Here is a 13,689-nt window from a genome sequence, read left to right as displayed (position 1 = left end):
CTGACACGGCCCGCCCGCCGGAAGCAGTTCGGAATCGCGCCGTGGGGGAGACAGCGCCGTTCTCCGCAACGCCGCGCGGGGGTCCTCCGTCTTTCGTGACCGACCAGCGGTCTCGGCGGCGGCGGTCACTGAAGGCAGCGAAGCGACGCTCGCCGTATCAGCGCGCTCGCGGCCTTTCTTCGCGGTCAGACTTCCTCCCCAAAGTTCGGGGCGAGCCGACGGAAGATGAGATACCCGACGAGGAACGTGACGACGCAGGTTAATGTCGTCCGGAGCATGAAGAGCGGGTCGGGAGGCGCATTGTTATACAGGATCAGCCGATAGGAAGAAAGGAGCGAGGCCATGGGATTGACCCAGTAGAGCACTTGGGCGAAATCGGGGGCGAGCTGCTCCATGTTGTAAACCACGGGAGACAAGAAGAACCACGCGAGGATGAAGACATCGACAATCACTTCGGTATCACGAAAGTAGACGTTGATGCTGGAGAGAAAGAACGCCACGCCGAGGAGAAAAACCGTCTGCAGCGCAAGAACGAGCGGAAGGAGCAGCACATACTCTGAGAAAGGAGAGCCGAGCGCAAGCTTGAGGAGAAACAGCACCGGCAGCGCCAGCAGCAGGTTGACCAGGTTCGAGATCACCAGCGAGGCGGGCAAGATCTCGCGCGGGAAGTAGACCCGCTTGATCAGATGGGCATTGCCGACGATCGCATTCACCGCGCCTGTCACCGACGCCGCGGTGTAATTCCAGGGCAGAAGGGCGACGAGGATAAAGATCGGATAGTTCTGCACCGGCGCACCGGCGCTCAGGACGCTGAAGACAACGGAAAAGACGACCATCATCAGGAGCGGATTGAGAAGCGACCAGATAAAGCCGAGGATCGAGTTGCGGTAGCGCACCTTCAAGTCGCGCTTGACGAGGTTGAAGAGAAACTCCCGGTAGTGCACAACCTCGGCGAGCCAGCTTCTGCCGCGCTCGCTCGAGACGATGACCGTCATGGCGAGCCGCCCTCCTCGACCCGCCACGTTCCCGGCATATGCACAAGCCCCCAGCGATCCGCAGCGCCCGGTCCGTTCCAAACATGCAGGGTGTACATCCGGTGATGATGGTCGTAGGGATGGATCGCCTCGTGATCGTAGAGCGCGGCAGTGATCTCGTAGTCGCCTTGGAGCAGCGGCAAGCGGTCGACGCGGTATTCGAACGCGCCGCGCCCCTCAATGGCGGCGACCTCACAGCGCGCCGCGACATTGTTCGGCGCGGCAACATGCACGCCGTCCGCGCGGTGGATGCCGATGCCGAACTGTGGCCGCTCGATCCGCTCGCGCGCCAGAAACTCGACGCGGATGATCAGCGTCTCCCCCGTCTCGAACACGTCGCGCCGCCGCCGCGATCCGTCGAGAAACGAGACGTCGGTGATGATCGCCTCGCCGCTGCCCCACCGCTGCGTGCCGACGTGGCGTTCGGCGGCGCTCTTCGACTCGAGGGTTTTGTAGGCGTCGATCATGTACGCGTCGACCACCTCAGCAGAGGGGCCATCGGCGACCAGCCGGCCCTTGTTCAGCCAGATCGACCGCGCGCAGAGCGTGCGCACGGTGCTGAGCGAGTGAGAGACGAAGATGATCGTCCGCCCTTCCCGCCGGAACTGCCAGATTCGGTCGAGGCATTTGCGCTGGAAGCCCTCGTCGCCGACGGCCAGCACCTCGTCGGTGATCAGGATCTCGGGGTCGGTGTAGACAGCGATCGCGAAGCCGAGCCGGGTGACCATCCCGGTGCTGTAATGCTTGATCGGGGTGTCGATGAACTGCTCTAGCTCCGCGAACTCGACGATGTCATCGAAGCGAGCGCGCATGTCAGCCCGGCTGAAGCCGAGTAGGGAGCCGTTGAGAAAGATGTTTTCGCGGCCTGTCAGTTCAGGATGAAAGCCCGCGCCGAGCTCAAGGAGGGCTGAGACCCGCTTGGTCACCACGACCTTGCCGCTTGTCGGCTGGAGGATGCGGGAGACCAGTTTCAGCGTCGTGCTCTTGCCGGAGCCATTCGGTCCGATAATCGCGACGCTTTCCCCTTGATCGATCTCGAACGAGACGTTGCGCAATGCCCAAAACTCCTCGCGCGCCCTCCGGGGACGGAACATGTTGACAAACAGCTCCTGGAAGGAGCGCGAGCGCTCATGATGCAGCACAAAGCGCTTCGAAACGTCGAAGAACTGAATGAGTGCCATGGCGAGGCGATTATAGGTAGCGTCCGAGCGGCTGCCCACTCGTTCGATGGGGGCTCAGCCGATTGCTCTGCCGCGCCGCCGCTGGCCGACCACGGTATACAGCAGGATGTCGTGACCGCGGTTTTTCTGAAGATGAAAGGTGAGCGACACGAGGTCGAAGCCGAGGACGCCGATCATTCGCGCCACCGTCTCCGGTGCCAGCAGCCACCATGTCTCCTTCGGGGCGCCGGCCGCCGGTTCAGGACGGAAACTGATGCTCTCGGCGCGCAGCCACTCGCTCATCCGGGGCCGAAGCCACGGCAGCCGCTGCCAGAGGCGGTGATACCACGCGGTGTAGCGTCGTCCCGCGAAATAGCCGGGCGGCGGCAGGTCGGTGACGACCACCAGCTCGCGCGTCAGCCGCAATGCCTGGTGGAGCGCGAGGAAGGGGTCGCGCAGATGCTGCAGGATGCAGCCGAACGTGCAGACATCAACTGCCCCGATCGCGGCTGGGACGTCATAGGCCGTGCCGTAGACGACCCGGGCCCGGGAGCCGAGCAGCCGATGCGCCAGCCACCAGCTATTGTTCAGGCGACGGATATGCTCGCGCCGCTCCGCGAGGAACCCCTCGACATCTTGGTCCGCATAGGGAACGACATCCCACGCCTGCTGCTCCGACAAGTCGTAGGCGACAACCTCGGCGCCCATCCGTTCCATCGCGAACGTGAGGAAGCCGCTCGCGGCGCCCATCTCGAGGACGCGCTTCCCTCGGAGATCAACATTGCCGAGATAGGCCGCGACGTTCTCCCGCAGGTCCCATTCACCCTCGACCAGCCCGACGCCGGGAAGCTCCATGGTGTGGTAGAAGTAACACTCCTCCGGCCCCGCCACCAGCCGTGGCGGAGCGTAAACGTTCGCCTCGATCATCGGATCTCCCAGACCTCTGCTCCGTCGAGCGCCGCAAGCCGCCGCAGCTCCGCTGTCGCCGCGAGCCGCTCTGCGACCGTCGGCCAGGCTGGCCCATAGGCGTCGGGAAGGAGCACCACCTGGCGGACCCCCCAGTGTTTGAGGACAGCAATCGCCGCCGCGCTCGGAAACTCGGCGAGGTCCGACCGCGCGGCGCGGAAGGTGGGAGGCTGATGAGTCGCGTGGCCGTGCACGATCGTCCGCCGGTGATGAAGCGTCGCCCACATCTCGCGAGGCTCGTTCGCTGCTGTCACCGGGAGGACAATGATCGGCGCTCCATCATCATGCGCGCGCAGCCAGCGGTCGACAGGACGAGGCGCGATCGACGTTGTTTCGAGAGGAACGACTGCAAGGTCGCCGAGGACGAGCAGCGCCGCCACAGGAAGAGCAAGACGCCACCGCCGCGCAAGCCAGGCGAGGCTGAGGCCGGCCAAGGCGATCAGCGCGACATCGACAACGATCCCGAAGCGCGACCACGCCCGGATCGCTTGGCCGAAGGGGACGATGACGCTGACCGCAAGTGCGGGCAGAGGGATGAAGCCGGTTCCTTCCCGCACCATCCGCACCGCTGTCGGGCCGAGATAGTCGTTGAGCGTCGGTGAAAGGCTGGTTACCCAAGCGCCTAGCGCCGGCGGCCACGGAACGAGGATGCCCTGTCCCGCCCACTGCAGCGCCGGTCCCAGCGAAAAGAGAAACGCCACCCCGCCAAGCGTCAGCAGCGCGCCCACGGTGCGGTCACGCCGGATCAGCAGCGCAAGCGTCGCAAGCGCAAGGACGACGAAGCCGGGCGAGAGCGCCCGGTCGACATGACCGAATTCGCTTGAGGCGAAGTAGGCGCGCGCCGCCTCGCCCCACAGAGGATGCAGCACGCTCGGGACGACATAATCTGTCGGACTGGCTGACCCCTTCAGCGCCTCGCGGATGGGATGCCGGAGGCCGCCCGGCAGGAGGAGATAGGGCAGCGCCGCCGGCAGGAGCAAGCCGCCGGCGACGAGCGCGAAGAGGCCGAGGCCGACCCAGCGCCGGCGCCTCCGCCACCCGGCAAGCCCGCCCCGGACAAGGGCATAGCCGGGCAGAGCGAGCGCGAAGAAGGGCGCGAAATACCAGGCGCCCAGCCCCGTGAGCGCGAACCCCAGCCCCGCAAGCGCCCAATCGCGCTTGCGCTCATCCGCAAGCGCGCGGTCAAGGAAGAGCAGCGTGAACGGAAGCGGCCATGTTGTCACGAGGTCAAGATGACCGGCGTGGCGGATAACCCGGAAGGGGAGCAGCACAAACGCGAGGCCGCAGACCGCGCCGACCGCGAGCGACCCCGTGAGGCGGCGTACCCAGAGCGCCATGAACAGCCCGGAGAGCGTGCTCGAGAGGAGGAGCAGCAGGTTATACGCGAGCGCGTCGCCGACCACTCCGCCGAGAAGCGCGCCGGGCAAGGTGTTCAGCAGCGTCATATCATCGCGAGCGAGGTGGAAGCCTTCGGGAAAGAAGATGTGCGGTGCCCACAGGGGCGAAACGCCCGCGAGGATCGCTTCTCGAACCCAGACAAGCTGCCAGAGGAAGTAAAAATTGTCGCCCGGCCAACCCGGGATCGTGCCGCTCGGGTCAGCGAGGATGCCGCGAATGATCCATCCCCCTGCTGCGAGATAGAGCAGTGTCAGCGCCAGCAGCGAGGCAGCGCGGGAGCGCCACGTCACGCGGCCCGCGAGGCGCCCGACAGTGAGGGCGTTGGGGGAGGTCGTCACCGCGGTGAGTATAGCGGGCAGAGCGGGCGCTCACCTCGGCTCGCCTGCGATTGAACCGATCGACGACAATAAGAGCGCATGGGCCGCAATGCCATGCCGACCACGAAGGAGCAGACCGTGTTCAATCGTCGCGCCATCATCGCAGGAACTTTGATGAGCGGTCTCGCCGCCGCAGGATTGGGGATCGCAGTCCTGCCCGCCTTCGGGCAAACGCCAAGCGCCGACCAGATCGTCCGTCGCGTCGCCGACCAAGCGAAGACGACGACAAGCGTTCGCGCCACTATCGCTGTCTCGAGCAGCGACAGCCGCCTCGGCGGTCCGATTGTCGCTGAGGTATGGTCGGAGAAGCCCGGCAAGGCGCGGGCAGAAGTGCGGCAATCGCCCTTGTCCGAACTGAACGGGGCGCTTGCGGTGGCTGACGGCCAGACAGCCTCTCTCTATCTCCGGAGCAAGAACCAAGTGATCGTCGGCTCCCGTGCCGAACTCGAGGCGATCGCGCCGAAAGAGCAGCTGCCCGCCCAAGCCCTAGACCTGAACGCCGCGGTGGACGAGCTGTTCAAGCGCGCCGAGGTGCGGCTGCTCGGCAGCGAAACTGTCGACGGCATCCGGACCTACAAGCTGGAGGCAACGCCAAAGCCGGGGACGACCGAGCGGCGCGGATCTGCGACAGTCTGGATCGATCAGTCGCGCAGCATCCCGGTGAAGGCAGTGTTCACCACTAACGAAGGCACGCTCACGATCACCGCCAAGAATATCGACCTGAACCCGAAGCTTGACGCTGCGCTGTGGCGCTTCACCCCGCCGGCCGGGGCAGAGGTTCTCCGCGCCGCCGACCTGCGCCCACAGCCGCTCACCCTCGACCAAGCGCGGGCGCTGGCCTCCCCGAAAGTGCTGATCCCGGAGACGCTGCCGGGCGGCGCCAGCCTCGTCAAGATCGAGCGGGTCGGGCAGAGCGTGGTTCAGACGTACGCGGCCGGCAACCGTGAGTTCGTGATCTGGAGCGGACCAGCCGACGCTGCACCGCGCCTTACCGGTCGCGATGTGGAGCGGGTGACGGTGCGCGGCGTCAGCGGCGCACTCCGCGAAGCTGACGGCATGATTGCGCTCACGTGGAGCGAGCACAGCTTCGCCTACGCCATCAGCGGGCGGCTGAGCCGCGACGACGCTCTCCGCCTCGCCGCCGCGCTTCGCCCCTGACCAGCCCGCGGCTGCGCCCTCACCCACCAGTGCGCGCGCTGTCATCGGAGCGTAGGCGGCCGTCACGACAGCGGAGGAGGAGCGCCGCGCCACCGCGCTGCCGGGGACCTCGGTCGGCGCGCGCGGGCAGGGCAACGATCGGCCGGACAGAAGAAGCGCCATGACCGCCGTCCAGCCAGCGAAGGCTGCACCAGCCGCGATGGCCGCTCCTCTTGTCGAGTTGAACGGCGTGGAGCGGCACTACCTGCTTGGCGGCAGCACCGTCGGCGCGCTTCGCGGCGTCGACCTGACGATCAGACGCGGGGAGCTGATCGCGCTGACCGGCCCATCAGGGTCGGGCAAGTCGACGCTGCTCAACCTGCTCGGCGGGCTGGACCGGCCGACTGCAGGCACAGTGCGTGTCGCCGGCGTCGATCTTGGGCGCGCGAGCGAACGCGAGCTGACCCAGCACCGGCGACGGGTCGTCGGGTTCGTCTTTCAGAGCTTCAACCTGCTGCCCCGGCTACGCGCGGTCGAGAATGTCGAACTGCCGCTGGTGTGGAGCGGCGTCAGCCCGAGCGAGCGCCGCCAGCGCGCTATCGCCCTCCTCGAGCGCGTGCGGCTCGGCCACCGGCTTCATCACCTCCCCGCCGAGCTGTCCGGCGGCGAGCAGCAGCGGGTAGCGATCGCGCGGGCACTGGTCGGCAATCCGGAGCTCCTCCTCGCGGATGAGCCGACCGGCAATCTCGACTCGGCAACCGGCCGCGAAATCCTCGCGCTGCTGACCGAGCTGAACCGCGAGCGGACCCTGACCATTGTCATCGTGACCCACGACCCCGAGGTCGCAGCGATCGCGCAGCGCCAGGTGCGCCTGCGCGACGGCCGGATCGAGGCGATCGAAGAGCGGGCAGCATGATCGGCGAACTCGTGCGGCACGCGGTGCGCAATCTGACGCGGCGCAAGCTCCGAACTGCGCTGACCACCTTCGGCATTTTCGTCGGGATCGTGACAATCGTGACGATGGTGGCGCTTGCAGCGGGCGTGCAGCGCGAGATTGCGCGGAATATCGAGGAGCTTGGGCTGGACTTGGTGCGGGTGACGCCGCGGACCCAAGAGACGGGGCTGCCGCGCGGGCTGTTCCAGGCGCCGCGGACGACCCCGCTCACTCCTGCCGTCGTCGAGGAACTGCGGGCCCTGCCGGGGGTGGTCGCTGCGATCCCGGTCGTGGCGATCCCGACCGCCGTCGACCTGCGCGTGCAGATCGATGGCCGCGAGACGCGCGTCGCGCCGACAACCGCGACCCGCCCACCTTTCGCCCAGCTGCAGCCGAAACTGCTCGCCGGCACGCCGGTCGATGGGGAAGAGCGAGGCGCCGTTCTCTCCCGAAACGCTCTCGAGCGGCTCGGGATTACGGAGCGGGCCGAGTGGGCGCGTCTCATCGGCGAACCGATCACCCTTCTTGCCCGCACTTCCCGCGGCGACCAGGAGACGTTCCGCGTCATCGTCCGAGGCGTTGACGATGGCGACCGTCCGGAAATCACGCTCGGCTTTCGCGATGCTGCCGCTGTGGTCAGCTGGTGGAACGACGAGCCGGATGTGCTGACAACGCAAGGGTATGACGCGGTCACCTTGCGCGCCGCCTCGCTCGGGGCAGTGCCGGCAATCAGCGAAGCCGTGACCGCGCGCGGCTTCTCGGTCACCTCGGTCCAAGCGATCCTCGACGTCGTCAATCGGGTGTTCGCGATTCTGCAGGCGCTGCTGGCGGGGGTCGGCGGGTTGGCGCTATTCGTCGCGAGCCTTGGAGTGGTCAACACGATGCTAATGTCGGTCTACGAGCGGACGCGCGAGATCGGGATCATGAAGGCCACGGGGGCCTCGCGGGGCGACGTGCTGCGGCTCTTTCTTGTCGAATCCGGAATGATGGGCGCGATCGCCGGGGTGACCGGCCTGGTCGCCGGCTGGCTGCTCTCCCTCTTGGTCGATTGGATCGCCCACCGCTACCTCGAAAGCCAGCAGATCACGTTCGTCGGCAGCCTCTCCTATGTGCCGTGGTGGCTGGCGGCGGGAGCGCTCGTTTTTGCGGTGATCGTCGGCGTGGCCGCCGGCCTGTATCCTGCCTACCGCGCGGCGAGCCTCGACCCCGTCGCCGCCCTCCGCCACGACTGAGGTATCATCCGCGCCGGACTCTCGGAAGGAGCGGAGCGTGAACGACCGGCAGCTCGTGCATGACTACCTGAGCGAACGCGGCGTGGTCACCCTCATCACCATCGACCGCCACGGCTACCCGACCGGCCGGCGCGTCGGGTTTATCAACGAGGGGTTCACCTGCTGGGTGCCGACGCCGAAGGGGTCGACGAAGCTGAAGCAGATCGCCCGCACGGGCAAAGCGCTGCTCACGGCATTCGACCCGGCGACGAACAAATATCTCCAGATTAAGGCTGACGTTGAGGTTATCGACGACCCCGACACCGTCTGGGCGATCCGCGAGCGCTACGGCGACAAATACCCGCGCACGAAGGCCAGCTTGACGCCGGAGTCTCGCACTGCCTATGTCGCTTTGAAACTGCGGCCGATCGAAGTTCGGGGCGACTCTCTCGTCGGCATCGGCCAGTCGACCGTGCTGCGGGGAGACGACCTCTCGCTCGCGAGCGCCTAGCCCGCCGCCCTAAGGAATGCGCCTGATTGTCACCGGCGGCGCTGGGTACATCGGGAGCGTCGTCGCCGAACTCCTCGTTGAGCGCGGGCATCAGGTGATCGTCGTCGACGACCTGCGGAAAGGCCACGCCGCAGCCGTGCCCGAGGGGGCAACGCTGGAACGGGTCGACCTCGCGGATGTCGCCGCACTCGACAGCGTCTTCGGCCGCGCCGAACCGGACGGCGTGCTCCACTTCGCCGCCTACAGCCTAGTCGGCGAATCGGTCCAACGCCCGGACCGCTACTACCACAACAATGTGACTGTCACCCTCGGGCTGCTTGACGTCATGCGGCGCCATGGGATCCGGCGCTTCGTCTTCTCTTCGACAGCGGCGGTCTACGGCGACCCGGACCGCCTCCCGATCACGGAAGAAGAGCCGACGACGCCGACCAATCCCTATGGAGCGACCAAACTGGCGATCGAACAGGCACTCCCGTGGTATGAAGCCGCCTTCGGCATCCGCTTCATCTCCCTCCGCTATTTCAACGCGGCTGGGGCAACTGCCCGGCTCGGCGAGGACCACGACCCCGAAACCCACCTGATCCCGCTGCTGCTGCAGGTGGCGCTCGGCAAGCGTGAGCACGCCGAGATCTTCGGCACCGACTACCCGACGCCGGACGGTACCTGCATTCGCGACTATATTCACGTCGCCGACCTCGCGGCGGCGCATGTGCTGGCGCTTGAAGCGCTGGAGCGGGGAAGCCGCATCTACAACCTCGGCAACGGCGCCGGCTTTTCCGTGCGCGAAGTGCTTGCGGCCGCGCGGCGCGTCACCGGTCATCCGATCCCGGCAGTTGAGGGACCGCGGCGGCCGGGCGACCCGCCGCGCTTGGTCGCCGCTTCCGACAAAATCGCCGCCGAGCTCGGCTGGCGCCCCCGCTTCCCCGACTTGGAGACAATCATCGGCTCGGCTTGGGAGTGGGCGCGCCGGCACCCTGACGGCTACCCGAAGGAGGAGACACAACCATGAGTATGGACTACCGCCCGCTCGGCCGCACGGGGCTGAAGGTGGCGCCGCTCTGCATGGGCACCATGACCTTCGGCTGGCAGGCAGACGAGGAGACAGCGTTCGCCATCCTCGACGCCTACGTCGAGGCGGGAGGCAACTTCATCGACACCGCCAATGTCTACGGCGGCGGGCGGTCTGAAGAGATCGTCGGCCGCTGGCTGAAAGCCCGCGGCAACCGCGATGCCATCATCCTCGCGACGAAGGTCGGGATGAAGGTCGGCGAGGGACCGAACGACTATGGAGGATCACGCCGCCATATCCTCGCGGCCCTTGAGGCGTCGCTGCGCCGCCTTGGCGTCGACTACATCGACCTCTACCAGACCCACTTCTACGACTACGACACCCCGGTCGAGGAGACCCTGCGCGCCCTCGACGACGCCGTCCGCGCGGGCAAGGTGCGCTATCTCGGGGCGTCGAACCATCGCGCCTGGGAGCTGATGCAAGCGCTCTGGACCGCGGACAAGCTGGGAACAGCGCGATACGACTGCCTGCAGCCCCACTACAACCTTGTGCATCGCGAGGAGTTTGAGCGGGAGCTGCGCTCCGTCTGCCTGACCTACGGCCTCGGCGTTATCCCCTTCTTCCCTCTCGCCAGCGGCTTCCTCTCCGGCAAATATCAGCGCGACTCCCTCCCCGACAGCCAGCGCGCTGCCGGCGTCCAACGCCGCTACTACAACGAGGCCAGCTGGCGCGCTCTCGACGCATTGCTGGAGGTCGCGCGCGAGGCGGGCGCGACACCTGCCGCAACGGCCGTCGCGTGGCTGCTCCACCAGCCTGCGGTGACCGCGCCGATCCTCGGCGCCCGCACCGTCGAGCAGGTGCGGGATACGCTCAACGCCGTCGCGGTCCGTCTCTCGCCGGAGCAGCTCCAGCGGCTCGATGCGGCCTCAGCTTGGACCGATGTCGTAACGCGGCCGCCCAGCTTCGCCCCGCGACGCGGCTAGGCAGCGCGCCTCGGCGCGCCGGCACCAGGCAGAAGAAGCGACGCGCAAGGCGGGGATCACACCGTGACGACCCGGCCTTCCGCGGCGCGACTGAGACGGTCGAAGATCGCCGCTCCGAGGCCGGTCTCGCCGAACGTCGGCGCAACGATCAGCTCGACGCCGGCGCGGTCGAGCCGGCGCAGCGCCGCGAACAAGTGGCGGGCGATGGCCGGCAGGTCGGAGCGCGGCCCCAACCGCTCGACAAGAAGGCCTGGCGGCACTTCCGGCGCATCATCGTCGGCGAAAAGCGCGCCGACCCGCCTCCCCGCCGCGATCGCGGCTGCCGCCTGAGCGAGCGCCGCCGCGACCGCGCGGTCAGGCGGGCCGTGAAAGACGGTCAGCCGGGCGCGCGGAGCATAGTGGCGCTTCATCAAGCCCGGCGCTTCCGAGGGGTCGAGCGCTCCTCGCCGCAGCTCAACCCCAAGCGGCGCGATGACGGCCGCGATCTCCTCCGCGCTCACTGCGCCGGGGCGCAGCAGGCGGACGCTCGCCGCATCAACGGCGACGACCGTCGACTCGATGCCGATGGGCGCTGGCCCCGCGTCTAAGATGAGGTCGACGCGCCCTTCAAGGTCGTCAAGCACGTGCTCCGCCAGCGTTGCGCTGGTGCGGGTAAAGCGGTTAGCGCTCGGGGCAGCAATCGGCACGCCAGCGGCGCGGATCAGCCCCTGGGCGACTGGATGCCGCGGCACCCGGACCCCAACCGTGGGCCGGCCGGCGGTGACGTTCGCAGGAACATGATTCTGCTTCGGGAGGACAAGCGTGAGCGGCCCGGGCCAGAAACGCTCGGCGAGGAGACGCGCTGCCGGCGGCACTGCCGCCGCGACCCGGGCGATCTCGGCTGGGTCGGCGAGATGGACGATCACCGGGTCAGAGAGCGCACGCTCTTTAGCGGCAAAGATGCGCGCAACGGCCGCTTCGTCGAGGGCGTTTGCGCCGAGGCCATAGACTGTCTCCGTCGGGAAAGCGACCAGCCCGCCGCGACGGATCACCGCCCCGGCGTCGGCGAGGACCGCGTCGTCCGGGCGCTCCGGATCGACCCGGACGCGCCGAGTTCCGGTCACGAGGGCTCGCCTCCGACATGTATACTGTTGCCAGAGACCCAGCTTGCATCTTTCATGGAGGCCTCATGCGCCGTGGCTTCGTCGATACGCCCGACGGCCAGATCCACTACGTCACTGCGGGCGAAGGGGCGCCGGTCGTGCTCCTGCATCCGAGCCCGCACTCCTGGAATTTCTATATCAACACCATTCCGGTCCTCGCGCCCCACTTTCGGGTCATCGCCATGGACACCATGGGATACGGCGACTCCGACCGGCCCAATCCTCCCTACACCGAGATGATCCAGTATGCGCGCGGGGTGACCTGGCTGCTCGACGGGCTCGGCATCGAGCGGGCGCACGTTGTCGGTCACCTGACCGGCGCCGAGATCGCTACGGAAGTCGCCGCCGCCTTCCCTGAGCGGGTCGACAAGCTCGTCCTCTCCGAGGCCTTCAACTGGAACACCGAGAGCCGCCGCGCCGTGCACGAACGAATCCACGCGATCGTTCCGCCTCGCCCCGATGGGTCGCACCTCCTCGAGCTGTGGAACAAGCACGCCGGCGCGCTCGACCTGATCGGGATTGAGATCGTCTCCCTCTTCTTTCTCAACCTCTACAAAGTTAACCTCGGGCCCCAACCGGTCGAAGCATACGGCCACATGGGGTGGGACGGAGCAGCGCCGTGGGTGATGTGCCGCTACCCCTTCTGGGACCGTGTCGTCCTGATCGAGGCGCCGACGCTCGTTCTCCACAATGAGGGCGGCGATTTGGTGCGCGCGCACCCGACGATCGTCGAGCGAATGAAGAACGCGATCGGGAAGCTGGTGCCGAAAGAGCACCGAGCTGGGCCGCTAGAAAAGGACGGTGTCTGGGCGAAGACGGTGCGCGACTTCCTGTTGGGACGTCCCCTCGCCGCCTGACGGGGAAGCGCGCCAGCTCATTCCGACAGCGTTCCTGCACGGCGGGTGCAGCCGCCGAAGCGCAGGAGAACGCCGCCGCCAGCGTTACTGCGTCGGCTCGTTGAGCGGAGGAAGGATGCGTACGCCGCTCGCCTTGAACTGGCCGTTTGGCTGCCGCGCCCCGACGCCAACAATCTGGTCGCCGAGGCGGACCTGCGTCGGGCGGACAAGGCGGCCGGCTCGTTTCACCACTGTCTCGGGCGTGACAAGCACCTGAAAGACACGACCGGCGCGGTCTTGGACGAAGAGGACGCGGCCCGCCTCCGAGGTCCGGCCGAGCCGGATCACCGTCCCTTCGACGGCATTAACTCGCGGCGCCTGCTGCACGGGCTGACGGGTCGGCAACGGCGCTGCGACCTTCGTTTCCGCGACAGCGGGCACCGCCGTCGTGACCGGCTCGGTGGACGCGTAGCCGGCGAAGATGCCGGCGCCGGCGATCCCGCCCGCCGCAACGGCCGGGACGAGCCAGCGGCGCAGCCAGAAGGCGATATCTCTCCGCTGAGCGCCCGCCATCAGATCACCCTCGCGCCGCGGGCTGCGCCGCTCAGAAGCGCGCGCGTCGCCACCGCGACAACGGCGCCGGCAGCAATGAGGCAGACGAAGGCGACGACCGGAGCGAGCTCCCCGATCGCAATCAGCCAAGGAAGCGGGGCAGCAAGAGCGAGGTCAAGGTCGAAAAGCAGCTCCACCGCCCCTTGGTCGAAGGCGCCGAGGGCGAGCACTCGGCCGACGCTGAAGGCAGCCCACCCCAGCACCAGCGCCGCAACCAGATCGGCGACCAGCCAGCCGGCAAACCGGCGGCGGCGTGCCCGCGCTTCCTGTCGGCGTACCTGCGTCATGACGTGGACGACAAAGTCGGCCGGGAGAGGAAGCGGCTCGAGCCGGGCATAGAGGCGGTCAAGATCGTCCATCGGCTCGTCTGCCATCCTCT

The 13,689-nt window shown here is 67.4% G+C and carries 14 protein-coding genes; 7 read left to right on the top strand and 7 right to left on the bottom strand.

Annotation, left to right across the window (positions count from 1 at the left end; genetic code table 11):
* Positions 1-185: 185 nt before the first annotated feature.
* From NZ773_03190 to NZ773_03175, 4 genes are read right to left on the bottom strand one after another with little or no spacing between them, the layout of a single operon-like run.
* A complete protein-coding gene (locus NZ773_03190; GenBank protein MCS6800933.1) occupies positions 186-995 on the bottom strand; it encodes an ABC transporter permease in 810 nt (269 codons plus the stop codon).
* Positions 992-2,215, bottom strand: coding sequence for an ABC transporter ATP-binding protein (locus NZ773_03185; protein MCS6800932.1), 1,224 nt, complete (start codon positions 2,213-2,215; stop codon positions 992-994). The genes NZ773_03190 and NZ773_03185 overlap by 4 nt, the downstream gene beginning before the upstream one ends.
* A 54-nt stretch (positions 2,216-2,269) precedes the next feature.
* On the bottom strand, positions 2,270-3,121 hold the full coding sequence (locus tag NZ773_03180; protein ID MCS6800931.1) for a hypothetical protein: 852 nt from the start codon (positions 3,119-3,121) through the stop codon (positions 2,270-2,272).
* Entirely contained in the window at positions 3,118-4,896 is a 1,779-nt protein-coding gene (locus tag NZ773_03175) for a hypothetical protein (GenBank protein MCS6800930.1), read from the bottom strand. Before NZ773_03175 ends, NZ773_03180 begins: the two co-directional genes overlap by 4 nt.
* Before the next feature lie 78 nt (positions 4,897-4,974).
* Between NZ773_03175 and NZ773_03170 the strand changes: the two genes are divergently transcribed.
* From NZ773_03170 to NZ773_03145, 6 genes are all read left to right on the top strand, one after another.
* Positions 4,975-6,093 (top strand): outer membrane lipoprotein-sorting protein, encoded by a 1,119-nt coding sequence (locus NZ773_03170; protein ID MCS6800929.1) that lies wholly within the window; start codon positions 4,975-4,977, stop codon positions 6,091-6,093.
* 199 nt (positions 6,094-6,292) lie between these two features.
* Positions 6,293-6,988, top strand: a complete 696-nt coding sequence (locus tag NZ773_03165; protein ID MCS6800928.1) for an ABC transporter ATP-binding protein — start codon at positions 6,293-6,295, stop codon at positions 6,986-6,988.
* Complete coding sequence (locus tag NZ773_03160) at positions 6,985-8,238, top strand: ABC transporter permease (protein MCS6800927.1); 1,254 nt, start codon at positions 6,985-6,987, stop codon at positions 8,236-8,238. The genes NZ773_03165 and NZ773_03160 overlap by 4 nt, the downstream gene beginning before the upstream one ends.
* A gap of 37 nt (positions 8,239-8,275) precedes the next feature.
* Entirely contained in the window at positions 8,276-8,728 is a 453-nt protein-coding gene (locus NZ773_03155) for a pyridoxamine 5'-phosphate oxidase family protein (protein ID MCS6800926.1), read from the top strand.
* Between the two features lie 16 nt (positions 8,729-8,744).
* Complete coding sequence (gene galE / locus NZ773_03150) at positions 8,745-9,737, top strand: UDP-glucose 4-epimerase GalE (GenBank protein ID MCS6800925.1); 993 nt, start codon at positions 8,745-8,747, stop codon at positions 9,735-9,737.
* Between the two features lie 2 nt (positions 9,738-9,739).
* A complete protein-coding gene (locus NZ773_03145) occupies positions 9,740-10,720 on the top strand; it encodes an aldo/keto reductase (GenBank protein MCS6800924.1) in 981 nt (326 codons plus the stop codon).
* Positions 10,721-10,776: 56 nt separating this feature from the next.
* On the opposite strand, the gene NZ773_03140 is transcribed toward NZ773_03145, so the two are convergent.
* Positions 10,777-11,823 carry an L-threonylcarbamoyladenylate synthase gene (locus tag NZ773_03140; GenBank protein MCS6800923.1) on the bottom strand — a complete coding sequence of 349 codons (1,047 nt, stop codon included), beginning with the start codon at positions 11,821-11,823 and terminating at the stop codon, positions 10,777-10,779.
* Between the two features lie 65 nt (positions 11,824-11,888).
* Here NZ773_03140 and NZ773_03135 point away from each other — a divergent pair, with 65 nt between their 5' ends.
* The gene (locus NZ773_03135; GenBank protein MCS6800922.1) at positions 11,889-12,719 is read left to right on the top strand and encodes an alpha/beta fold hydrolase; all 831 of its coding nucleotides are present in this window, start codon (positions 11,889-11,891) and stop codon (positions 12,717-12,719) included.
* A gap of 84 nt (positions 12,720-12,803) precedes the next feature.
* On the opposite strand, the gene NZ773_03130 is transcribed toward NZ773_03135, so the two are convergent.
* Positions 12,804-13,271 (bottom strand): hypothetical protein, encoded by a 468-nt coding sequence (locus NZ773_03130; protein MCS6800921.1) that lies wholly within the window; start codon positions 13,269-13,271, stop codon positions 12,804-12,806.
* Positions 13,271-13,669: a hypothetical protein gene (locus NZ773_03125; GenBank protein ID MCS6800920.1), complete on the bottom strand. Its 399-nt coding sequence runs from the start codon at positions 13,667-13,669 to the stop codon at positions 13,271-13,273. The genes NZ773_03130 and NZ773_03125 overlap by 1 nt, the downstream gene beginning before the upstream one ends.
* Between the last annotated feature and the right edge of the window lie 20 nt (positions 13,670-13,689).

This window comes from Dehalococcoidia bacterium (assembly GCA_025054935.1).
Lineage (GTDB): Bacteria > Chloroflexota > Dehalococcoidia > SpSt-223 > SpSt-223 > JANWZD01.
The sequence above is the reverse complement of the archived record's forward strand: the minus strand, read 5'-3'. Positions and strand labels throughout refer to the sequence as shown.

What these genes read in the sequence shown, in the direction of transcription:
- NZ773_03145 (MCS6800924.1), top strand. Translation starts at nt 9,740, where the DNA reads ATGGACTACCGCCCGCTCGGCCGCACGGGGCTGAAGGTGGCGCCGCTC.
- NZ773_03180 (MCS6800931.1), bottom strand. Translation starts at nt 3,121, where the DNA reads ATGATCGAGGCGAACGTTTACGCTCCGCCACGGCTGGTGGCGGGGCCG.
- NZ773_03135 (MCS6800922.1), top strand. Translation starts at nt 11,889, where the DNA reads ATGCGCCGTGGCTTCGTCGATACGCCCGACGGCCAGATCCACTACGTC.
- NZ773_03190 (MCS6800933.1), bottom strand. Translation starts at nt 995, where the DNA reads ATGACGGTCATCGTCTCGAGCGAGCGCGGCAGAAGCTGGCTCGCCGAG.
- NZ773_03125 (MCS6800920.1), bottom strand. Translation starts at nt 13,669, where the DNA reads ATGGACGATCTTGACCGCCTCTATGCCCGGCTCGAGCCGCTTCCTCTC.
- NZ773_03185 (MCS6800932.1), bottom strand. Translation starts at nt 2,215, where the DNA reads ATGGCACTCATTCAGTTCTTCGACGTTTCGAAGCGCTTTGTGCTGCAT.
- NZ773_03130 (MCS6800921.1), bottom strand. Translation starts at nt 13,271, where the DNA reads ATGGCGGGCGCTCAGCGGAGAGATATCGCCTTCTGGCTGCGCCGCTGG.
- NZ773_03160 (MCS6800927.1), top strand. Translation starts at nt 6,985, where the DNA reads ATGATCGGCGAACTCGTGCGGCACGCGGTGCGCAATCTGACGCGGCGC.
- NZ773_03165 (MCS6800928.1), top strand. Translation starts at nt 6,293, where the DNA reads ATGGCCGCTCCTCTTGTCGAGTTGAACGGCGTGGAGCGGCACTACCTG.
- NZ773_03170 (MCS6800929.1), top strand. Translation starts at nt 4,975, where the DNA reads ATGGGCCGCAATGCCATGCCGACCACGAAGGAGCAGACCGTGTTCAAT.
- galE (MCS6800925.1), top strand. Translation starts at nt 8,745, where the DNA reads ATGCGCCTGATTGTCACCGGCGGCGCTGGGTACATCGGGAGCGTCGTC.